Consider the following 24,204-nt stretch of genomic DNA (forward strand, 5'->3'; position numbering starts at 1 on the left):
AATAATCAATGAGAACATTTAAAGGAATATTCACCTTTTGTTTTATAGCGTTCATTTTCAGTAGTTTTAAAAGTATTGCTCAGAAAGGAGAGCGGGAGTATATGATAAGGACTATGCTGAAAATCGCTGATCCTGTGCTGCAAAATTTAGCAAAAGATAAACTCAAGAAAAACATGCCTGTAGAACGATCTCCGGGGGCTTGGGATGCGCGCACTCACGTTACTTATCTAGAGGCTTTTGGACGTTTATATTCAGGAATGGCCCCTTGGTTAGAGTTAGGGACAGACGATACTAAAGAAGGCAAACTGCGTAAAAAGTATATTGATTTAGTAGTAGCTTGTTTGGAAAACGCTACAGATCCAGAAGCAGATGACTTTATGAATTTTAATAAGGATGCACAGCCTTTAGTAGATGCCGCATTTTTAGCGCAAGGTTTATTGAGATCTCCTACTCAGGTTTGGGATAAGTTAGATGAAGAAACTCAGCAAAATATCATCAAAGCTTTGAAGTCTACTCGAGTAATAAAACCGTATTACAGCAACTGGCTTTTATTTTCGGGAATGGTAGAGGCTGCTTTAGAGAAGTTTGATGATAGTGGTGATATGTTGCGTATAGATTATGGATTGAATAAACACAAAGAGTGGTATCTAGGCGACGGGATGTATGGAGATGGGCCTGATTTTCACTGGGATTATTACAACAGTTTTGTGATACAGCCTTTTCTTCTAGACATTCACGAGACACTTCAGGAAACCGGCAATGGTAAAGACCGAGACTTTAAACTTGTTAAAGAGAGAGCTACACGTTATGCCGCGATTCAAGAGCGTTTGATTGGTCCGGAAGGAACCTATCCTCCATTAGGTAGATCCTTAGCGTATCGTTTTGGCGCTTTTCAATTGTTGTCTCATATCGCTCTTAGACAAGAACTTCCAGAAGGTGTAGAACCTGCTCAAGTACGTGAAGCATTATATACTATGGTTAAAAGACAAATAGAAGCACCGGGAACTTTTGATGAAAAAGGTTGGCTAAAAGTAGGTTTATACGGAGCTCAAAATAATATTGGAGAAGGCTATATCTCTACAGGAAGTCTATACCTGTGTTCTGAAGTTTTTTTGATCTTAGGTTTACCGGAAACAGCAGCATTATGGTCTGATGCATATGCAGCCTGGACTCAGAAAAAAATATGGAGTGGAGAAACCATTTCAATTGACCATGCCCATTAAAAATATAAAAATAAATAATTAAGGAATGAATTTAAAAAGCCATCTAAAAAGTTTTGTGCCTTTAGGTTTGAGTGCAATCTTGTTCTTAAGTTGTAAGAATAATACTGAAGATAAAGCACAGCTAGCATCTCAAGATGCTACAGAAATACAATTACCTAAAAGTAAAGATTCTGTATTAAAAATTATTAATTCAGTAAATGAGCATTGGCAAGAAACACACCCTGAACCAGATTTTGCATTTTGGCATCCTGCAGCATATCACACCGGAAATATAGAAGCTTATAAAGTTACCGGAAACCAAGAGTTTTTAGATTATGCTACAGCTTGGGCAGAACATAATAAATGGATGGGAGCTAAGTCTAACGATAAATCGGATTGGAAATCTAACTATGGGGAGACTGATGATCATGTTCTTTTTGGAGACTGGCAAATTGCTTTTCAAACCTATATAGATTTATATATCTTAGAAGGGTCTAAAGATCCTGCTAAGATTGCTCGTGCGCGAGAGGTGATGGAATATGAGATGAGCACCGATAAAAAGGATTACTGGTGGTGGGCTGATGGTTTGTATATGGTAATGCCGGTAATGACCAAACTGTATAATGTTACCGGTAATGAGTTGTATTTAGAAAAACTCAACGAGTACCTGACGTATTCAGATAGTATTATGCTTGATGAAGAAACCGGACTTTATTTCCGCGATGCGAAATATGTTTACCCTAAACATAAAAGTTTAAACGGTAAAAAAGACTTTTGGGCTCGTGGCGACGGTTGGGTTTTTGCGGGTTTGGCAAAGGTTATTCAAGATCTTCCTGAAGGAGCAATACACAAACAAAAGTACATAGACCGCTTTAAGAAAATGGCAGTAACTCTTAAAGATGCACAACAACCTCAAGGGTATTGGACGCGTAGTATTCTTGATCCGGAACATGCACCAGGACCTGAAACTAGTGGTACCGCATTTTTCACCTATGCTTTTTTATGGGGAATAAATAATGATGTTTTAGATGAGGAAACTTATGTTCCGGTAATTGAAAAGAGCTGGGAGTATCTAACAGAAGTAGCCTTACAAGAGGACGGAAGCGTAGGTTATGTTCAGCCTATCGGCGAAAAAGCAATTCCGGGACAGGTGGTCGATAAGAATTCTACGGCAGATTTTGGAGTTGGTGCCTATTTGCTGGCCGCTTCAGAAATGTATCGCTTTATAGATTCAAAATAAAAAAAACCGGAGATGATTCAGTTTAAAAAAATAGACTACGTTGCTGTTCTTTTAGTGACGCTGCTAAGTGCGTTTTCTTTTGAGGCACAAGAAATAAAACCGGCTAAAAAGCTTCATGGAGAAATGCCTCTTTTTGAGGTTGAAAATCCAGATTTTGAGACCAGCCCGCATACAGGGATGACTAAAAAACATTGGGAGGATGCAGCTCAATATTTATTGGAAGGTGCTTTTAGTTATATAGATAATTTAGATGACCCGATGAAATTTCCCAAGCTTCCGGGAAAGAGTTATCCACACGATATAGGTCGGGTTCCTACAGAAAAATTAGAAGGTCTCGTACGCACGCTGTTTGTAGCAGCTCCGCTCTTAAAGAAGAATCCAGATCTTACATTAAATGGAATCAAAGTGGCTGAATATTATCAGCATCAAATTCCAAAATTAATTGATCCTGAAAGTCCGGCATATATTAAACCACGCGGTAACGGTGGTCCCAGTCAGAACCTTGTTGAATATGGCGCATTAGCCATATCCTTATTCATTTCTCCTGAAACGCTTTGGGAACCTTTAAGTCAGGAAAATAAAGATGGTCTTGCGGAATCGATGTTGAGCTATGGTGATGGCCCTACGGTACCTTCAAACTGGAAATTCTTCAACATTTTTGTGTTGAGTTTTTTTGACGCGCAAGGCTATGATGTAAACAAATCACTTTTAGAAGAATATTTGAATAAATCGCTTGCAGATTACAGAGGTCAAGGCTGGTATAATGACAACCCGGCATATGATTATTACAGTATGTGGGCTTTTCAGGTCTATGGACCGATGTGGGCTACGGTTTACGGGGATGAAAACTATCCGGAGATCGCCAAGGCATTCAAGACCAATTTTCAGGACTTAGTATACCATTACCCTTATATGTTTGCTGAAGATGGCAAGATGATTATGTTTGGTAGAAGTATCAGTTATCGTATTGCGTCGATTAGTCCGTTTCCCTTTACCGGGACGCTGCAGGATGACACAATCAACTTTGGTTGGTTACGCAGGATTTCGTCAGGAACATTACTTCAGTTTTTACAAAACCCTGACTTTTTACTGGATCGAATCCCTACCTTAGGTTTTTACGGGCATTTTGAGCCTGCCGTGCAAGTATACAGTGCCCGTGGAAGTGTATACTGGATGGGTAAGGCTTTTTTGGGCTTGTTGGTTCCTGATGATAATCCGTTTTGGACTGCTGTTGAGAATGAAGGTCCTTGGGATGCTACATTCGAAAAAGGCCGGGTTTACAATAAGTATCAGTCCGCTTCTAATATTTTGATTACCGATTATCCTAACCTAGGAGCTTCGGAGATTAGAGCCTGGTGCCACGAGCGCAAAGCTGATGACTGGCAGGGCTTTCGCAGTAGCGAAAACTATAATAAGCTTTCGTATAACTCTGCTTTTCCTTGGCAAGCCGATGGAAAAAAGGGTGAAATCTCGATGAACTATGTTTTTCTAAATGAAAAGGAAGAATGGGAGCCTTGGCGTTTGTATACTTTTAAAAAATATGAAGATGGCATTTATTACCGCGATGCGGTTTTAGAAACAAACGATCAGGTGAGTATGCAACTTGCTGAAATGCCTTTGCCCAATGGAATTCTGCGAGTGGATAAACAAACCAGTACGGTGCCGGTTAAAATGCGTTTGGGACATTATGCATTGCCGAAATTAGACGGAAAGGAAATCAAACAATCGACAAAAAAAGTCAATGGAAAAACCGTCACCATAATCGATAACGGCGAATATCAGTTAGCGCTCGTTCCGTTAATGGGCTGGGAAAAAACAGAGTTTGTATCGGCCAGCGGACTCAACCCCGTTTCTGCCAAAAGTACAACCATCAATGTTGCTACAAACTTTTGGCCGCAGGCTAAAACCAACATATATGCGACACTGATGCTTTGGAAGAAATCAGGAGAGAACTGGAACGATGAGGAGTTGATGCCGGTTGAAGACATTTCTGTTAATGATAATACTGTTGCGGTTTTGATGCTTGAAAATGAGTTACATACTATCAATTTTGACTAATTCTCATTCAGGTAATTTCAATATTAATAAATAATTTACAAGCTCTTTCTAATTGAATACTTGATGATTACTTTAAAAAACTACGTTTACTGTCTGGTCACCTTATTGTTTTTAAACACTATAAATGCTCAAGAACTTCCCGAGTGGCAAAACCTTGATGTTGTAACTCTAAATACAGAAAAGCCCAGAGCTACGTTTTACGTTTATGATACCGAAGATGAAGCTTTAGAAAACGATTATTATAATTCAGAAAACCTTCTTTTACTCAACGGCACCTGGAAGTTTCATTTTGCTAAAACACCAGATACTCGACCTGAAGAATTTTACAAAACAAATTATGATGTTTCTGCTTGGGATAAAATTGCAGTTCCGGGAGATTGGCAAATGCAGGGGTATGATTTTCCGCTTTATGTGAGCCAGGGGTACACGCATAAGATCAATCCGCCATTTGTAGATACAATTTATAATCCTGTGGGTTCCTATAAAAGAGATTTTACGATTCCAAGTGACTGGGATGATAAACAGATTAACTTGTATTTTGGAGGGGTAAACAGCGCTTTTTATGTGTGGGTTAATGGTCAGAAAGTTGGCTATGATGAGGATGCAAAAACACCATCAGAGTTTGATATAACTTCATATGTAAAACCGGGTAATAATGAGGTATCCGTTGAGGTTTATCGCTGGAACGACGGTACGTATCTTGAAGATCAGGATTTCTGGCGCTTAAGCGGAATAGAGCGGGATGTCTACGTATACGCCACACCTAAAGCGCATATTCAAGATTTCTTTTTGAATGCTTCACTTGACAATACTTATACTGATGGAGTATTCAATGGATCAATCGTGGTAGAAAATAGTTCTGATAAACGTAAAAACCTTCAGCTTGAGTTGAAAATTTACGATGAGGGAAACGTGATCTATTCTGAAACGAAGCCTGTCAAATTTAATGTAGATCAACAAGATTCTATTTCGTTCAATTCAACTTTTACTAATGTTAAGAAATGGAGTGCAGAGTATCCTAATCTATATGATGTTACACTTACCTTAAAAGATTCTCAGGAGGTTTTAATGGCAACTTCGGCTAAAATAGGCTTTAGAACCAGCGAAATTAAAAATGGAAATCTACTTGTGAATGGAGAACCTGTTTTACTAAAAGGGGTAAACCGTCACGAGCATGATCAGCATACCGGTCATGTGATTTCTAAAGAATCTATGTTGCAAGATATCAGACTTTTTAAAGAAAATAACATCAATGCGGTACGTAATTCGCACTATCCTAACGATGGGTTGTGGTATAGCCTTTGTGATGAGTATGGGATTTATATGGTAGATGAAGCCAATATAGAAACTCATGGTTTTGGCTACGATGAAGATAAAACTCCAGCAAATAAACCGGAGTTTGCAAAAATGCATCACGATAGGCTAGAGGCGATGGTAGAGACTAACAAAAATCACCCTTCGATTATTATCTGGTCTATGGGAAATGAGGCCGGTGACGGCCCCGCATTTATTGATGGGTATCAGTATCTCAAAAACAGAGACGGATCAAGACCGGTTCAGTATGAGCGTGCTGAGCGCGGGAAGAGTTTTCAAGAGCCGCATACCGATGTTATTCCGTGGATGTATGCGAGTTTAAATTATATCGACGATAACTATATTGGTAAGTATCCTGAGCGTCCTTTTATCTGGTGTGAGTATGCCCATTCTATGGGGAACAGTACAGGGGATTTAGTTGACTTATGGGATTTTGTATATGCGCACAAACAAATGCAAGGTGGTTTTATCTGGGATTGGGTAGATCAAGGTTTTGTGAAAGAAGATAGCACCGGTACTAATTATTGGACATATGGAGGAGATTACGGGCCGGATAGCTATCGAAATGATGCGAATTTTGTTTTAAACGGATTAGTAAATCCAGACCGCACCCCACACCCGGCTTTAGCTGAAGTAAAACAAGTTTATCAAAATGTAAAAATTGAACTACAAGATGCCGAAGAATTAAGTTTTACTATTAAAAACAGATTCTTTTTTACTGATTTGAATACCTATGAAATCAGTTATGAGGTGCTTGAGGATGGGGAAATAGTTGAGTCAAAAAATATAGGTTCTCTTAAATTGTCACCCCAAGATTCAACAACATTTCAATTGACAGATTTAAGTATAGCTGAAGATGGCAGCGAATACTTCATCAATTTTAAAGTCAAAACAACAAATAAGAAACCCTTGCTTCCTGCCGGATTTGTAATTGCTGAAGATCAAATTTTAATTCAATCTTCAGATTCTGATATTCCTTTAGTTCAAGTAGATTCTGGTAAATTAAAAGTGAAACAAAAGAAGGGTGAATTGCAAGTTACTGCAGCTAATTTAGAAGTGATTTTCAATAAAACCACGGGTAGATTAGAAAAATATACTTATGGCAATCAGGAGTATTTATTAGAGACCCCTCATGTGAATTTCTGGCGTGCACCTATAGATAATGATTTCGGAAATAAGTATCAGAAACGTGGTAAAATCTGGAAAGATGCTTCTACAAAACAAAAACTTGAAGATTTTAAACTGATTTCTAAAAATCGGGATTCTGTAGTGATTGAAGTGATTTATCAACTGGACACTTTAGATGCGCAAACTGAATCTCGCTATGCAATTTATCCTGATGGAAGTATAAAAGTAACTAACCAACTCAAGTATTCGGGCGGTAGTAATTTGGCTGAAATTCCTCGTTTTGGGATGAATTTTATTTTGCCTAAAGAATACGATCACGTAAAATGGTACGGTAGAGGTCCGCATGAGAATTATCAGGATCGTAAAGAATCTGCTTTTATAGGAATCTATGAGGCTTCTGTTTCTGATTTGTATTTTCCGTATATACGTCCACAAGAAAATGGGTATCGCACCGAAAACCGCTGGGTAGAATTAACCAATGCCTCAGGAAAAGGATTAAAGTTTACGGGGCTTCCATTAGTTTCTTTTAGTGCGCACCATAATTATATTTCAGATTTTGATCCCGGAATGCGAAAGCAACAGCGACATACAATTGATATCAAACCTCGTGATTTTATAAGCTTAAATATAGATTACAAGCAAACCGGAGTAGGAGGTGATAACAGCTGGGGTGCAAAACCTCACGAGAAATACCAGTTAAAACCTCAGAACTATCGTTACAGTTTTTGGATTCAGCCTATAGATTAGCTTTTAGAAAGTATATTAATTGACTCGGCTGACCCAATTAATATAAAAGTTAAGCATATGAGAACTATTGTAAACTTTATTTTGGCCTTGCTTTTTATGTACTCAGCCAGTAGTCAAGAAGACATTATAGCTAATGAAGCCCTAGCTGAAAAGGTTTATTTACAACTTGACAGAAACACGTATTCAACAGGTGAAACCATCTGGTTTAAAGCTTTAGTGACACAAGCGATAGATCATGCACCAAGTCCTATTACAGGAGTATTGCATGTAGAGCTTTTAAACCCTTCTGAAAAAGTAATTTTAGAGAAGCAAGTTGAAATCACACATGGTATTGGAGCAAACTTTATTGATATTGGTACGTTTTTTACTCCTGGAAGATATCAGATAAGAGCTTATACAGAATGGAATAAAAACTTTAAAGAGGCTTTTATTTATACCATGTATGTTGATATCCTAGACAATAGTATAGACCTGGAGGAAGATATAATTTCACTTATAAACTATTCTGAAGCTTCTCAAAAAATCAAAGTGCTTTTAAATCCACAAATTTTAGATACCGGTGTAACTACTTCCGTAGGACTTAATCTACTTAGTGGAGATACTTCAGAAAAGTATTCAATCAAGAAAAATAAAAATGGGAATTTTCTTTTTGAAGAAAAATTATCACCTTCTTCAAAGTTTATAAAACTGAAGCTATACACTGAAAGTGGAAAAAGTTTTACAAAGACGTTTAACCTTTCAGAGCCGGCAATTGATATTCAATTTATGGCGGAAAGTGGGAACTTTGTAGCTGGTTTTAATAATGTAATTTCCTTTAAGGCAATTGATCAAAACGGAAATGGAGTTCAAGTAGCCGGAGAGCTTGTTTCTAAATTGAGAAACTTTAAAACTTCCTTTAAAAGTGATGAATACGGCTTAGGGAGGGTTCATATTTTTCCTAATTCTGGTGAAGAGTATGAGGTAAACCTTACTGAAGATGTTAAAAATACTAAGGTCTCCTATGATTTTCCTGCCGTTGATTCTAAGGGAATTATACTTTCTATTAAAGATTTAGACAATAAGTTAGGTATTGGTTTAAAATCGAATATCATAGAAAATGATACTCTTTTTATTTCAATAAGTAGAAGAGGGCTTAAACTTGGAGAAATAGCTCAATTTGTGAGCGACTCAGAAGCTAATTTTATACTACTCAAAGAATCTTTACCTGAAGGGATATTAGTTTTTACTTTAAAAGATAAAAATGGAAATGCTTTAGCAGAACGTTTATTCTTTAACCTCAATAATGAGAAGCAGATGCCTATATCCTTAAAGACGAATAAGCAAAGTTATAAGTCTAAGGAAGAAGTCAGTCTTGTTTTATCGAATGCGAAAAATAAGAAGGATACTTTAGAAGCTACGGCTTCAGTATTAGTCGTGCCTAAAGACTTTGTATGTCAAGATGAAAATATTAGATCTTATTTTCTACTGAGTTCAGAGTTAAAAGGAAAGATTGAAAATCCCAAACGCTTTTTTAATCCTGAAAATGAATCCAGACTTTATGATTTAGATAATTTAATGTTGACTCAGGGATGGAGAAAGTATATTTTCACTTCTACTCTTGAAAATGATTTCAAGTTCAAACCAGAACAAGGATTAATATTAAAAGGAAAAATAGGGGCCTTGCTAGATAAGGATAGGATGAAAAAAGATGTCATTGTAAGTCTTATGACGTTTGGCGAAGAGCAAGATTTTTTTAAACAGGAGACAGATAGTCTAGGTAGATTTAATTTTTTACTTCCCAATTATTCTGGATACAAAAAACGTATTTTGTTGCAAACACAAAATCAAGACGGAAGACAAAGAGATTATACATTAACATTAGATGAACCTAAAATTCCTCAGATTGACTTTAGAAACGAATTTAAAACGCCTGGTCTCAATAAAAAAGCAGCAACTCTATCAAACAAGTACATAATTAAAAAGAAAGATGCTTTTGATTACGATTCATCTATAAATGAGTTGGATGAAGTTTTGATTAACACATACAAAATGACTGCACAACGGCAGAAAGTTGCAGACCTTTATGGTAAGCCTGATGTCGTAATTGATGGTGATAAAATAAGAGCTAAGGAGGAAAGTTGGTCTTATGGATTGTTTAGTGTGTTACGGGCTTCTTTTGGAAATGCATTGACATTTTTTAGGGTTACTGATGAGTCGGGAACTTATTTAAGACCACGCGTGCAAGCAGGCGATGAAACACTTGTAGTGATAGATGGAGAGACTTTACCCATATTTCACTATCATCTACTTTCAAATTTGTCTGCAGCAGATATTAAAAGCGTTGAAATACTCAAAGTAGTATCTTCAAACTATCAACAATTGTACAGGGATACTTATAATAGTTCTTTTCAAGACTCGTCGAAAGTGCCAGTTTGGGGAAGTATTCTTGCTATTTATACCCATAGCGGTAATGGTATATTTACAACTTATAGATCTAGAGGTATTTTAAAGACCACGATTCCCGTTTTTGCAGCTTCAAAAGCGTTTTATAGTCCTAAATATAGCAGTAGTGATTCAGCAGCTATAAAAAATGATAACCGCAAAACATTATATTGGAATCCAACAGTGACTTTAAAAGGAAATGAACCGATTAACTTATCTTTTTATAACGGGGATATCCCGGGAACTAAAACTATTATAATAGAAGCTTTATCTCAGGATGGTAAACTTGGTTATAAACAATTAGATTATAATGTAAATGAATAATCTTCTATTAAGGCAATTCTTCACCTTTAGAAGCAATATAAATCTTATACCATTGTTCTAAAGTCATATCGATTTTAAGCGAATTTACAGCGCTTTTAATACGATAGATGTGTTGTGAGCCGACAATTGGTAAAGCACTCACAGGATGCTTCAATAACCAAGTATACATAACCTTATCAATACGCTCCACATCAAGTTCTGTTGCGATCTCTTTAAGTACTGAATACAAACGATGTTCTTTTTCTGTTTCGGGTTTAAATAATGAACCGCCGGCAAGTGGAGACCAAACCATGGGTTTGATTTTATGCTTCAGGAAAAACTCGATATTTTCATTCTCAAAATGCTCCAGACAAGATACTGATATTTCAACTTGATTGGTTGCCAGCGGCAGATCAAGATAGGATTGCAAGGTGTCAAACTGCATCGGACTGAAATTAGAAACGCCAAAGTTCAACACTTTACCGCTTTGTTTCAACTGGTCAAAAGCTTTAGCAGCTTCTTCGGGATTGAAAAAGGGAGCAGGGCGATGCAAGAGCAATAAATCCAGATGATCTGTGCCCAGATTTTTTAGGGAAGCTTCCGCTTGTTGGATGATATACTCTGAACTGTAATCGTAAATTTTTACATCAAGTCCAGGATTGACATTTGTATTTAATTTGATTCCGCATTTGCTGATGAGTTCCATCTTTTTACGCAATTCCGGCTTGAGAGCCAATGCCCGGCCAAAATACGCTTCACACGTATGATTTCCATAGATGTCTGCGTGATCAAAAGAGGTAATTCCCAGCTCCAGAATTTCTTCTATAAGTTTTAAAAGTTCTTGGTCGCTTAGGTTCCAGTCGCGCAGGCGCCAATACCCATGAATGATACGAGAGAGCGATAAATTCGTATTGAGTTGTATTCTATTTTCCATAGTTTATTGAATCAATTTTAGGGTTCCAAAAAGTCCGGCATCAATAGCTATGCGGCCTTCATAATCTTCAGGTATAGTTACAGACCCATAAATGGTATGGGGTTCTTTAGCATTGACTTTTTCAAAAGCCAGCGCAAAACCTATCAGTTTTCCGAGTTTTAAAGATACAGGTTCGTTAGGGGTATTCGGTTGATAAGACGCATCAAAAGCAGCAATTTTCAATTCCCAGTAATAGGTGTTTCCATATTTCTTTAATGCGGAATGAATCGCGTTGTTTGCAGTAAGCGGTTTCTTATCTGGATCAAGTCTTACTGTAAAATTGGATGGTAAAATTTTGTACTCAAAGGCATTATAAGAGTTTGTATAATCCCCACCGCTATTATCTTCGTCCAGATAAATGCTTAGATTATCTTCGCTATAATAGTGCTCCAGAGGATTACCTAAATTAGGGTGAAGTGTAAGGTTTTCTAATTGAACGAGCACAAACAAAGCATCCGGTGTCCAGAGGAGTTTGTAGTTCATCATCAAGTTAGTATCAGCTCCCTGCCATTTATTTAAAACTCCGATCCAGTTTAGATTTTCCCACGCAGGATCAGTTGGTTTTCCGTCAATTACAGGAGCAATCGTAGCTTTTTTTACTTCAATAGAATGCGTATTGGTTTTTACAAACAGAGGAGGAGGTTCTTCATTATTTTTACACGAATGAAGCAACACAAAAAGAAAAAGCAAAGCTAAGAGGTTTTTCATCAAGCAGGTTTACGCAAACTCAGAATGCCAAATATAGGCCCTATTGCGAGAATTATAAAAAGCCATTTTAAATCTATATGTGTCGAAAAATAAGCCAGAAGTTGAATGCTAACAATTGTAATTGCAAAACCCAAACTATTTACAAAAGTCAATGCTGTACCGCGATATTGCGGTATTGCATTTGTAGCGACTAATGTTGAAAATTGCGGACTATCGGCAACTACAGCTGCTCCCCAAATGAGTAGAAATATAAAAAATAGTGAAGGAGGAAATTGAAGGCTGAAAGGCGAAAGTAAACAACATGCACCTGAAATGACTAAAGAGAATAGTGCCACTTTTCTACTACTCAATGTTTTGCTCAAATGACCACCTATTGCACAGGATAGAGCACCAATGCCAATCGTTATAAAAGCCCAAAGAGGAATATTGAACACTTGTTCATTTTCTATCGAATAGAACTTAATAAACAGCGGAAGAAAGCCCCAAAAGGCATATAATTCCCACATATGTCCCCAGTATCCAAAAGCCGCTGAACGAAACGCTTTCACTTTAAAAAGTGCTGGAATACCATTTAGTTTTACGTGCTGTTGTAGTTTTCTAAACGGACCATCACCGACTAAAAAACCTATTAGGATTCCTCCTAAACCTGCTAATGCACTCATAATTAAAGTAATGCTTTTGTAATCTATAGCAATGCCGAAGCTATTGAAAATGTGTGGTAGGGCAGTGCCTAAAACGAGAGCACCCACCAAATAGCCTAAAGCCTTTCCCAGTCCTTTTTCATAATAATCAGAAGCGATTTTCATTCCAACGGGGTAAATTCCCGCAAGGAAAAAACCGGTTGTAAATCTTGAAATCAGTAAGCTTGTAATTTGAATGTTGGGTAAAATCAGAGCCAAATTTGTTGTTGCTCCCAGAAGCGCACAGACCAAGAAAACTTTTGAAGGCGAAAACCGGTCAGCTATTGAAAACACTGCAAAAATCAATGAGCCCGCGATAAAGCCAAACTGAACAGCAGCCAATAAATCACCTAAAATATCAGGGTTTCCCAGCTTAGAAACTGGAAGTTGCGGAATTACGATATTGCCTACAAACCAGAGAGATGTCCCTAGGAATTGAGCTAGAACTATGAGAACAATAATTTTTTTGGTTTTTGGCACGTATGATATTATTCTACAGGTTCTGCTGCAAGAGCGAGGTGTTTACCGTCTGGACTTACACTTATGCGAGTAATATTTTTCAACTTATATTTGTTCAAACTAGCTGCAAACGTCCATGCAGGTTCTCCAAAAAGGTCGTAAACAAATAAGCTGTCACCACTACCAACTAAAATTCGATTTTCATCTAGCCAAGCATAATCAGAGCGGCCTATAGGCAATTCACAAACAAAATAACTGGTAGGTTCATCACCTGAAAAGTCAAGCGTATACAAATCCATATTTTGATTTTCATTTTCTACAACATAACTCATAGACTTGCTGTTAGGCACTTTATGCAATGATCTTCCGGAATTTGTGATGATAGATTCTGATGTTCTAGAATTTAGATTTTTCAAAAACAGATCCATTTGATTCGGCATCAAAACAGAAGCGATAAATGTATTCTTATCGTAAAATGAAAAATAACCCACCTGAGCGCTATCTACTAATTTCTGAAAAACATGCGTTTTAAAGTCATAAGTAGCCATACGTTGGCGGCCTTCAGGATCTTGTCGTACCGCAACTATTAAATCGGTTTCAGGAATATGTTGTGGAGAGAAAAAGCCGCTGTTGGGTTCATTTGTGATGATTTCGGTTGATTCAGCATCTATTATATATTGACCGATAGCCGTCAGACTGCCTTTTGTGCGACTGTATAAGAGCGTATTGTTATCGTAAAAGAAAGGCTGATTATCATAACCTGTATTTTGAGAAATATTCTTACCACTTGTGACTTCAAAAGTGGTAGGAGTCGTTTTGATATCAAAAAGAAAAACTTCGGTATTCTCCTGAGCGAGTAGTGTAAAACCAATCAATAAGGTCACTATTGTAAACTGTAATTTATGCATAGTTTAAATTGAATTAATAAAGATACAATGTTTAAAACATCTCAACTCATGTAATCAAGTTTTAAGCCAAGAATCAATTTATAAAACAAAACAAACCCCGAAGTAAAACTCCGGGGTTCTTATACAAATAGTAAATAATAGGAGAAAAAATCTTAAAACGGATAGGTGTTTTCTGATGTTACTTTTTCAGCAATAAGGTTGCGTAGAGCTACAACATTAGGTTGATTTTGATATTTGGTGAATCGCTTAAGCCCCATAAGCATCATACGTTGCTCGTCACCTTCAGCGAAAGAAACAATACCTTCTTTAGCTTTTTGGTTGATGATATCTACAGCGTGGTATAAATACAATTGTGTCATTGCGATTTGCTCTTTTTGAGCATCTTCGCCAAAACGCTTCACGTTCTTTTCGGTACGTAAAATGGTACTTTCAGCCATATAGATTTCAATCAAAATATCTGAAGCAGCCATCAATAACTGCTGATGTGATTCTAATTCCGGACCATATTTTTGAATAGCGCTACCGGCAACCATTAAGAATACTTTCTTAAGTTTTGCGATCATCGCTTTTTCTTCTGAAAGAACTTGAGAATAATCAGGAGTATCAAAAGAAGGAATTCCGGTTAGTTCTTCACCAACAGCCATTGCAGGATTTAAAAGATCTACGTGACCTTTCATCGCTTTTTTAACCAGCATACCTACAGCTAGCATTCGGTTTATCTCATTGGTACCCTCATAAATACGAGAAATACGTGCATCTCTCCAAGCCGCTTCCATTGGCGCATCGGCGCTAAAGCCCATACCGCCGTAAATCTGGATTCCTTCATCAGCACAATTTTGCATATCTTCTGAAGCTGCTACTTTAAGAATGGAACATTCAATTGCATATTCTTCAACCCCTTTCAATTCAGCTTCTGAGTGGTTGGCACCATCTTCCAGACGGATGGAAATTCGATCTTCAATATTTTTTGCTGCTCTGTAGGAACCACTTTCACAGGCATAGGCATTAGTAGCCATTTCCGCTAGCTTATATTTTATTGCACCAAATTTTGCAATAGGGGTATTGAACTGAACGCGTTCATTTGCATATTTCACACCCATATCAATAATGCGGCGTTGGGCATCTAAGCAAGCTGCGGCCAGTTTGATGCGACCTACGTTAAGCGCATTCATTGCAATTTTGAATCCTTCTCCGCGACCTGCTAACATATTTTCTACAGGAACAACAGTATCATTGAAGAATACCTGACGGGTAGAAGAGGAGTGAATACCTAATTTTTTTTCTTCTTCACCTAGCGAAATTCCATTGGAAGGATCATTTTCTACAATAAAACCGGTGATGTTTTTATCATCTTCAATACGAGCAAAAACAATAAAAACATTACAGAAACCTGCGTTTGAAATCCACATTTTCTGTCCGTTGATTTTGTATGATTTTCCATCTGCTGAAAGTTCTGCTTTTGTTTTACCGCTATTCGCATCAGAACCTGCTCCGGGTTCTGTCAAACAATAAGCACCAAACCACTCACCAGTTGCAAGTTTAGGAACATACTGTTTTTTTTGCTCTTCGGTACCGTAAAGTGTGATTGGCATTGTTCCGATTCCGGTATGCGCGCCAAAAGCCGTGGCGATAGAACCTGTAGCTCCCGAAATGTAGTCGCAAACAAGCATGGTAGAAACAAAGCCCATTCCCAAACCATCATATTCTTCAGGAACAGCAATACCCAGTAAACCAAGTTCACCGGCTTTGCGCATAACTTCTTCTGTTAACGCATAGTCTTTGTGCTCAAAGCGTTCTTTATGGGGTACAATCTCGCGGTCAACGAATTCCTTAACCGTTTCCTTCATCATCTTTTGCTCCTCAGAAAAATCTTCGGGAGTAAATACATCTTCGCAAGCAGTTTCTTTTACTAAAAATTGCCCGCCACGTAGAATATGTTTTTTGTCTGCTGTTTCTGCCATTGTAGTGTATTTAAGAATAAAGAATAGAGAAAAAAGAGAATAGACTTATAGTTACAAACCATTTTGAAAACCCATTGTCATTTTTTGCCATTCCTGAATTTTAGTTTCTAATTCAATTAATTTTTTATCGTCTATATAGTTTTTGTGTCGTGCTATATGTAATTGTGTTCCCAATTCAAATGAGGAACCCAGAGCATAATCAATGAACGTGCTAAATGCTTTATCTGTTCTTGATGATCCCTCTGATATATTACTTGGAATAGATGTAGCTGCCCTGCTCATTTGCGATGACAGATCGAATCTTTCATGTTTGGGAAAAGATTCTAATATGTCTGAGATGTCGCAAGCTATCTCTAAACCTAAAGACCAAATTTTCAAATTTTTATAATTATGCCTTTTTCTATTCATATTTATAAATCTTTGATCTCTGTTCTATTATCTTTCTTCTGGGACTCTAGTTCAAAAACTCATATACCCCGGCTGCGCCTTGACCTGTACCTACGCACATCGTCACAACCCCGTATTTACTCTTCATATCGCGTTTACGCATTTCATCAAAAAGCTGTACCGAAAGTTTTGCTCCCGTACACCCTAATGGATGACCTAATGCGATAGCACCACCGTTTACATTTACGATATCCGGATCTAGATCAAGTTCTCTAATTACCGCAAGAGATTGAGAAGCAAAGGCTTCGTTCAACTCTATCAAATCAATATCATTCTGCTGAAGTCCGGCTTGTTTTAAAGCTTTTGGAATAGCCTTAACAGGCCCAATACCCATAATGCGAGGTTCAACACCTACGGCTGCAAAATTTACTAAGCGTGCGATTGGTTCCAGATTAAGTTCTTTTACCATTTCCTCGCTCATTACTAGAACAAACGCCGCACCGTCACTCATTTGCGAAGAGTTACCAGCGGTTACACTTCCGCCTTCGGCGAAAACAGGACGTAGTTTTGCAAGAATTTCAAGCTTGGTGTCTGCACGCGGACCTTCATCTTTATTTACCGTGTAGTTTTTAGTTTCTTTTTTCCCCGAATTATTTACAAACGTATGCTCCACAGTGATGGGGACAATCTGATCCTGAAAACGATCTTCTTTCTGAGCTTTCAATGCTTTTTGATGTGAATTGAAAGCAAACTCATCCTGATCTTCTCGGGACACGTTGAATTGGTTGGCAACAGCTTCTGCTGTTAAACCCATTCCCCAGTAGTAATCTTCGTTACCTGCTTTTGCTACTTTATAGTCTGGTACGGGTTTATAACCACCCATTGGGATGTAACTCATACTTTCTGCACCACCAGCGATGATACAATCTGCCATTCCCGCTTGTATTTTAGCTGAGGCCATCGCGATCGTTTCAATCCCTGAAGCGCAATAGCGGTTAACCGTAACGCCCGGTACGTCTTCAATTTTTAATCCCATAAGTGAGATGAGACGTCCTACGTTAAGACCTTGCTCAGCTTCTGGCATCGCGTTTCCCACCATCACATCATCAATGCGTGTTTTATCAAAGTTAGGCAGCTCATTCATCATATGTTCTATGGTTTCAGCGGCCAACTCATCTGGTCTTTTAAATCGAAACAATCCGCGAGGGGCTTTCCCCACGGCTGTTCTGTATGCTTTTACGATATATGCTGTTTTGCTCATTTTGTATATTTTTTAGAGTAAAGAGAAAAGATAAAAGAGAATAGATTTTGGAATCTCTTTACCGTCTCTGTTCTATTATCTTTTTTCTAATATCTACCTTAATTTCTCAACGGTTTCCCTTTCTTGATCATATGCTCTAGACGTTCTAAAGTTTTGCGTTCGCCACAAAGACTTAAGAAAGCTTCACGCTCCAGATCAAGCAGGTATTGCTCGCTTACATAAGAAGCTTCAGAAAGATCTCCACCAGCCATTACATAAGCCAGTTTGTTAGCGATTTTCTTATCGTGATCACTGATGTATTTACCGGCGTTCATCTGATCTGTACCTACTAAAAAGGCACCTAGAGCTTGTTTACCCAAAACTTTAATATCGGTACGTTCAATAGGTTTGGTATAACCTTGTTCCGCCATAAATTTAGCTACTTCTTTAGCGGCAGCAAGCTGACGGTCTTTATTGACCACCACGATATCTTTCCCTTTTTTAAGAATGCCTAAATCATATGCTTCATGCGCCGAAGTAGAAACTTTTGCCATACCAATAGCTAAGAAATACTCACGCAGACGGTTCAATTCTACATCATCTTTATGATACGTTTCTGAAGCTCTAAGCGTCATTTCTTTAGAACCACCACCGCCGGGAATTACTCCAACGCCAAATTCAACAAGACCGATATAACTTTCTGCAGCTGCAACTACGCGGTCAGCGTGCAGTGTCATCTCGCAGCCACCGCCCAGTGTCATCGCGTGTGGCGCAACAACAGTAGGAATAGAAGAGTAGCGTAAGCGCATACAACTATCTTGGAAATATTTTATAGCCGCGTTAAGTTCATCATATTCCTGCTCAACAGCCATCATAAAAATCATCCCGATATTGGCACCAACGGAAAAGTTCTTACCTTGATTTGCGACTACGAGTCCGGCAAAATCTTTTTCTGCAATGTCAATCGCACGATTCAAGCCTGCTAGGACATCACCGCCAATAGCATTCATCTTAGAACGGAATTCTAAGTTTAGGATTCCGTCGCCAAGATCTTCAACAACGACACCGCTATTTTTGAAAACCTCTTTTGATTTACGGATGTTATCTAGAATAATGAAACCATCCTGTCCCGGTTTCTTCACATATTCTTTCTTCGGAATATCATAGTAGAACGTACTTCCTTCTTTTACCGTATAGAATGTTTCTTTACCGGAAGAAACCATTTCTGAAACCCAATCAGCTATTTCATAACCTTCGGTTTTCATCAATTCAATTCCTTTTTCAATTCCTACAGCATCCCAAATTTGAAATGGACCGTGCTCCCAACCGTAACCGGCACGCATCGCATCATCAATTTTGTAAAGTTCGTCTGTGATTTCAGGAATTCTATTTTGTACGTAAGCAAATAAACCGGCAAAATTCTTACGGAAGAATTCACCTGCTTTGTCTTTTCCTTTTACTAAAACCGGAAAACGATCTGCTACATTATCTATTGATTTGGTCATTTCAAGCGTACTAAACGAAGCTCGTTTATTCGCTCTATAGTCCATAGAATTGAGGTCTAATGTAAGAATCTCACTAGAACCATCTTCCTTTTTAATTTTCTTATAAAAACCCTGACCGGTTTTACTTCCCAGCCATTTGTTGTCGTGCATTGTATTGATGTAATTGGGTAATGCGAACAATTCAGCGCGTTCATCATTTTTTACATTTTCACGAATACCGTTTGCGACGTGAACCAAAGTATCAAGCCCTACAACATCAACCGTACGGAAGGTTGCCGACTTAGGACGCCCAATTACCGGACCGGTCAATTTATCTACTTCTTCAACGGTCATCCCAAGTTCTTCAACCGTATGGAATAAACTCATAATACTATAAGTACCTACGCGATTACCAATGAAGGCAGGAGTATCTTTTGCTACAACCGAAGTTTTACCAAGGAATTTTTCGCCATAGACATTCAAGAAATCTAAAACTTCTTGATCTGTATTAGGTCCCGGAATGATCTCAAAAAGATCTAAGTAACGAGCCGGATTGAAAAAGTGTGTTCCACAGAAATGCTTCTGGAAATCTTCGCTTCTTCCTTCATTCATAAACTGAATAGGAATACCTGAAGTATTTGAAGTGATGAGCGTACCTGGAGTGCGGTACTTGTCAAGCTTTTCAAAAACCTGTTTTTTTATATCTAAGCGCTCGATTACGACTTCAATAATCCAATCTACATCTTTAACTTTTGCGATATCATCTTCCATATTACCAGTAGAGATGCGCTTTGCAAAATCTTTATGGTAAATAGGCGAGGGCTTAGATTTTAACGCGTTCTGAAGATGGTCATTAACCATACGGTCACGTACCGCTTGATCTTCTAATGTTAAACCTTTTGCTTTCTCTTTGTCGGTTAGTTCACGAGGAACTATGTCTAGCAACAGTACTTCAACCCCTATATTAGCAAAATGACAAGCGATCCCGCTTCCCATAATTCCGGAGCCAATAACTGCAACTTTATTTATTCGTCTTTTACTCATTGTTTTATAGTAGTTTCAGAATTGTTATATATTTTTTTGTTTTGAATCAAATCATTGATGACGTGAATGACCTCAAAGAAATGATCTACTTTTTCATCATCAATGTTTGCACGAATGGCATCATTAAACCTCAAAACCCGGTCTTTACTGAAATCGCGATTTTCCTTACCAAATTCCGTCAGGAAAATAAGAACACCTCTTCCGTCAGCAGGATTGGGCTTACGTTCTATAAGTCCGCGTTCTTCCATCGATTTTAAGGTGCGTGAAAGGCTTGTGGCCTCCATTCCCATACGTGGACCCAGAGCTGTTGAAGGTGTCCCTTCTTCCGGGTCTATACTTAGTAATGCAAAACCTGTAGCCATTGTACTGTCTAATTTTGCAGCTTGCTCATTATACATTTTTGTAATGGCTTGCCAGGTTGCCCTAAGTGCGTGATCTATTGTAATATCTTTTCTACTCATACGTTTGCGTAAAGTTAAAAAATAATACTATGCACGCATAATAAATTAAGGAAATTTTATAAGATTATTATCTGATTCCTCTAAAGATGGGTATATTCATAAAAAAACTCCTTATTTCTAAGGAGTTTTATAAATTAATGATGCTCGTATATGTTATTATACAACTTGATGTATTTCTCTTTTACTATGCGTCGTTTCAACTTCATAGTAGGAGTGAGGTGACCCGCTTCTATACTCCATTCATCTGGAGTAAGTTCGATTTTTTTAACCCGCTCCCATTTACCAAACTTTTCATTATGAAGATTCACATCTTCCATAATACGTTTTTGAACTTCTTTGTTTTCTGCAATTTCTTTATTTGTAGAACCTACATTGATATTTTTCAATTTGGCCCATTCTGCAACGAACTCAAAATTAGGTTGAATTAATGCAGCAGGCATTTTCTCACCTTCGCCTACAACCATGATGTGTTCAATAAAACGGGATTGCTTCATGGCATTTTCTATAAGTTGAGGAGCAACGTATTTACCGCCACTGGTTTTAAACATTTCCTTTTTACGGTCTGTAATTTTAAGAAAACCTTCCTTATCAATCTCACCGATATCTCCTGTATGGAAATATCCATCTTCTAAAACTTCATCGGTTTTCTCTTGATCTTTATAATAACCAATCATAACTTGTGGACCTTTTATGAGAATTTCACCGTCTTCGGCTATCTTAACTTCGGTCTGTGGAATAGGTTTGCCAACAGTACCAATTTTGAAGCCTTTATCACGCATATCATTTACTGAAATAACCGGAGAAGTTTCGGTAAGACCGTAACCTTCCATAACAGCAATATCTGCAGCATTAAAAACTCGAGCTAATCTAGGTTGTAAGGCAGCACTACCTGAAGCGATAACTTTTAGATTTCCTCCTAAAGCTTCTTGCCATTTACTAAAAATGAGTTTGCGGGCAATGCCTAGCTTTTGTTCATACCACCAGCCATTTTCACCATAAGGCTCATATTCTAAGCCGGTCTCAACCGCCCAGAAAAATAACTTCTTTTTAACTCCGGTAAGCGCAGCTCCTTTTGCGATTATTTTATCATATACCTTTTCTAGCAACCGAGGAACAGCAGTCATTACTTCAGGTTGAACCTCTTTAAGATTTTCACTGATTGTCTCTAAGCTTTCAGCAAAATAGATGGAAACTCCTGTGTATTGATAGAGATACATCAACATGCGTTCATAGATGTGACAAACCGGTAAAAAGCTCAGAGCTTTACTTTGCCCCGGTATGATAGGGAATCTGGAAGCACTGTTCAAGGCATTTGAAGCCACGTTTTTATGACTTAGCATAACACCTTTAGGCCTTCCGGTTGTTCCTGAAGTATAAATTAGTGTAGCTAGATCGTCTTCTTTAACCGCATCTTTAAGTTTCTCTACTTCGGGCTGTAAATTAGTGTCATCTTCTTTAACTGCATCCCAGCTTTTGCAACCGTCAATCTTATCAAAACTGAAAACATCTTTTAAAGTAGGCACATTTGCTTTAATGGCATTTACCTTATCAAGTACTTCTTTATCTGAAACAAAACAGTAGATAGACTCACTGTGGTTGAGTACATACTCATATTCTTCTTCCGAAATCGTTGGATATATAGGCACGTTTTGAGCACCTAATTGTAGAATACCAATATCCATAATATTCCACTCGGTACGATTTGTTGAAGAGATAACCGCAACCTTGTCATTAGGTTTCAAACCCAGTTTTAAAAGTCCTCGACTTACCGCATTAGCTTGGTCTATATAAGATTTTGTAGTTGTAGCGACCCATTTCCCATCATATTTAGTAACCAGTGCCTCTTTCAGATTATACTGTTCAAGCTGGTGATAGGGGAAGTCAAAAAGACGTTTAATTTCCATGATAATAATATAGGTTAACTTACAATAGTGAGTGATAGAACGTTGAAGTTTTATGAAATAAAAGTTTCTAAAAACTAGTTTGGGGTTATTCTCAGAATAAATATTTACTGCAAAATAGCGAATTTACAAACCTTTTTATACGATTTTAGAAAAATTTACAACGTTGTATTGATTAAAAATGAATAAGGTGGCTTTTGAGAAAGAGACCACCATATTATTACTATTGTTTAAAGAGAGTCTGTTTTTTTAGAATTAGTGTGCTTTTTGGGGACCAGGTTCATAGATAAGCCGTAAGAACGAGCTAAAACGCTCTGTTTCTCGGTTTATTGGATACCGGTGACAATGCCTATAAGCAGCTTGTCGGCTACGTCTAACCGAAGCTGAGGTCGTATAGTCATATCAAAATCTCCCTGATTAAATTCTTTATTAAATTCAATACCCAGAAAATTACGGGTTCCTGAAATCATATAATGAATATTACTGTTGACTTGCCAGCTGGTTTTAAGGGTTCCGTTACTAAAGTGATGCGAAATTGCCGGACCAGTATAAAGTAACGTGTGAAAGTTACTGCCAAGCCTTTTTGCAGCAATAAAAAACGGATTATAAACATTGCCTTCAAAAAGCGGTTCTTTACCAAAAGAATTAAATGCTGTAAGTTCAAACTCCTGAATGTATCCAAAAGCCATACTGATTTTTTGCTTGTCAGAAACGTAAAAGGTATACTGACCGGCAAGTTTTATACTATTTAGTTTATTACCGGGTGCGCTATCATTACCATTGATAGGATAATGCAATGAAAACGGCAATTCTATTTCAAGGCCCAGACGATCTGCAGGCGCCCATTCATATTCTACAAGAGCCAAGTACTCATCATACTTGCTGTTATCTGTGAGACCTAATCCTATATTCCATTCGCGTTCTCCTTTGCGGGCTCCAAGGTCCCTTATGAGATCAATGTATAAAGGTTCTGCATGCAGTATTTTTAAAGGTTCTTTACGTTCTTCAACTTCAGAAATATATAAGCTGTCTTTTACAGCGTTGTTCTCAGTTTCTTGAGCATAGGTATAGTGGGTGAGTACCGCAAAGAGCAGCACTAATGGTAATAGTTTCATTTTAATTTGTTTAATGAATGTATTGAATGCGATAATGCACCTCAAAAATTGAGGTGTTCAATAATGCGGAATAAACAAATTAATATTTGGGTGGGGGAGCGTCAACTTTCAAAAAAGGATTTCGCAAATTAGCTAGCGCAAAAAGCGTATTCTGTTTTTTTAAAAGGCTGAAATCTTGCTGAAAAGCAATTACAGAGTCGTCAACTATAAAGTGGTCTAGATTGACTGGAGTTTTAGAAGAGGTGTGTTCTTCAGTGTCATTATCGTCGTATTCAGGAATCACATCCCCAAGATCAAAAACCTGTTCAACAACCAACTCAATAACACTTTCCTGATCGTTAATATTAAGATTTTCTGGCCGATTAGGAAACAGGTCTGGACTATCTACACAGATATTGAGCATATAGAGGGCGATAAGTCCCCAAAATATGCGAATACCAGTATGTTTACGGTTCAGACCTCTCATTTCT

General features: G+C 37.8%; 17 protein-coding genes. 5 read left to right on the top strand and 12 right to left on the bottom strand.

Features of this window, described 5'->3' with window-relative positions; genetic code table 11:
• Positions 1 to 8 precede the first annotated feature (8 nt).
• From BUB91_RS16760 to BUB91_RS16780, 5 genes are all read left to right on the top strand, one after another.
• On the top strand, positions 9 to 1,223 hold the full coding sequence (locus tag BUB91_RS16760) for a DUF2264 domain-containing protein (protein WP_073100434.1): 1,215 nt from the start codon (positions 9 to 11) through the stop codon (positions 1,221 to 1,223).
• A gap of 25 nt (positions 1,224 to 1,248) precedes the next feature.
• Positions 1,249 to 2,442, top strand: coding sequence for a glycoside hydrolase family 88/105 protein (locus tag BUB91_RS16765; RefSeq protein WP_073100435.1), 1,194 nt, complete (start codon positions 1,249 to 1,251; stop codon positions 2,440 to 2,442).
• Positions 2,443 to 2,454: 12 nt separating this feature from the next.
• Positions 2,455 to 4,500, top strand: coding sequence for a DUF2264 domain-containing protein (locus BUB91_RS16770; RefSeq protein ID WP_073100436.1), 2,046 nt, complete (start codon positions 2,455 to 2,457; stop codon positions 4,498 to 4,500).
• 63 nt (positions 4,501 to 4,563) lie between these two features.
• The gene (locus BUB91_RS16775) at positions 4,564 to 7,689 is read left to right on the top strand and encodes a beta-galactosidase, LacZ type (RefSeq protein ID WP_073100437.1); all 3,126 of its coding nucleotides are present in this window, start codon (positions 4,564 to 4,566) and stop codon (positions 7,687 to 7,689) included.
• 57 nt (positions 7,690 to 7,746) lie between these two features.
• On the top strand, positions 7,747 to 10,434 hold the full coding sequence (locus tag BUB91_RS16780) for a hypothetical protein (RefSeq protein WP_073100438.1): 2,688 nt from the start codon (positions 7,747 to 7,749) through the stop codon (positions 10,432 to 10,434).
• Positions 10,435 to 10,441: 7 nt separating this feature from the next.
• Here the strand turns inward: BUB91_RS16780 and BUB91_RS16785 are convergent, their stop codons facing one another.
• The 12 genes from BUB91_RS16785 to BUB91_RS16840 all read right to left on the bottom strand — a co-directional run bounded on the left by BUB91_RS16785 (position 10,442) and on the right by BUB91_RS16840 (position 24,200).
• Complete coding sequence (locus BUB91_RS16785; RefSeq protein WP_073100439.1) at positions 10,442 to 11,347, bottom strand: aldo/keto reductase; 906 nt, start codon at positions 11,345 to 11,347, stop codon at positions 10,442 to 10,444.
• A gap of 3 nt (positions 11,348 to 11,350) precedes the next feature.
• On the bottom strand, positions 11,351 to 12,094 hold the full coding sequence (locus BUB91_RS16790) for a sugar-binding protein (protein ID WP_073100440.1): 744 nt from the start codon (positions 12,092 to 12,094) through the stop codon (positions 11,351 to 11,353).
• Complete coding sequence (locus tag BUB91_RS16795) at positions 12,094 to 13,254, bottom strand: MFS transporter (protein WP_073100441.1); 1,161 nt, start codon at positions 13,252 to 13,254, stop codon at positions 12,094 to 12,096. The genes BUB91_RS16790 and BUB91_RS16795 overlap by 1 nt, the downstream gene beginning before the upstream one ends.
• An 8-nt stretch (positions 13,255 to 13,262) precedes the next feature.
• Positions 13,263 to 14,141, bottom strand: coding sequence for a hypothetical protein (locus tag BUB91_RS16800; protein WP_073100442.1), 879 nt, complete (start codon positions 14,139 to 14,141; stop codon positions 13,263 to 13,265).
• A 152-nt stretch (positions 14,142 to 14,293) separates the two neighbouring features.
• On the bottom strand, positions 14,294 to 16,102 hold the full coding sequence (locus BUB91_RS16805) for an acyl-CoA dehydrogenase family protein (protein WP_073100443.1): 1,809 nt from the start codon (positions 16,100 to 16,102) through the stop codon (positions 14,294 to 14,296).
• A gap of 51 nt (positions 16,103 to 16,153) precedes the next feature.
• Positions 16,154 to 16,510, bottom strand: coding sequence for a four helix bundle protein (locus BUB91_RS16810; RefSeq protein ID WP_073100444.1), 357 nt, complete (start codon positions 16,508 to 16,510; stop codon positions 16,154 to 16,156).
• Positions 16,511 to 16,556: 46 nt separating this feature from the next.
• A complete protein-coding gene (locus BUB91_RS16815) occupies positions 16,557 to 17,750 on the bottom strand; it encodes an acetyl-CoA C-acyltransferase (protein WP_073100445.1) in 1,194 nt (397 codons plus the stop codon).
• 98 nt (positions 17,751 to 17,848) lie between these two features.
• Positions 17,849 to 20,257: a 3-hydroxyacyl-CoA dehydrogenase/enoyl-CoA hydratase family protein gene (locus BUB91_RS16820; RefSeq protein ID WP_073100446.1), complete on the bottom strand. Its 2,409-nt coding sequence runs from the start codon at positions 20,255 to 20,257 to the stop codon at positions 17,849 to 17,851.
• Entirely contained in the window at positions 20,254 to 20,718 is a 465-nt protein-coding gene (locus tag BUB91_RS16825; protein WP_073100447.1) for a MarR family winged helix-turn-helix transcriptional regulator, read from the bottom strand. The genes BUB91_RS16820 and BUB91_RS16825 overlap by 4 nt, the downstream gene beginning before the upstream one ends.
• Positions 20,719 to 20,852: 134 nt before the next feature.
• Positions 20,853 to 22,622: an AMP-dependent synthetase/ligase gene (locus BUB91_RS16830; RefSeq protein WP_073100448.1), complete on the bottom strand. Its 1,770-nt coding sequence runs from the start codon at positions 22,620 to 22,622 to the stop codon at positions 20,853 to 20,855.
• A 323-nt stretch (positions 22,623 to 22,945) separates the two neighbouring features.
• Positions 22,946 to 23,734, bottom strand: coding sequence for an HAEPLYID family protein (locus BUB91_RS16835; protein WP_241652648.1), 789 nt, complete (start codon positions 23,732 to 23,734; stop codon positions 22,946 to 22,948).
• 79 nt (positions 23,735 to 23,813) lie between these two features.
• Complete coding sequence (locus BUB91_RS16840; protein WP_073100449.1) at positions 23,814 to 24,200, bottom strand: hypothetical protein; 387 nt, start codon at positions 24,198 to 24,200, stop codon at positions 23,814 to 23,816.
• Positions 24,201 to 24,204: the final 4 nt, after the last annotated feature.

The sequence above is a fragment of the Leeuwenhoekiella marinoflava DSM 3653 genome (assembly GCF_900129005.1).
Classification (GTDB): domain Bacteria; phylum Bacteroidota; class Bacteroidia; order Flavobacteriales; family Flavobacteriaceae; genus Leeuwenhoekiella; species Leeuwenhoekiella marinoflava.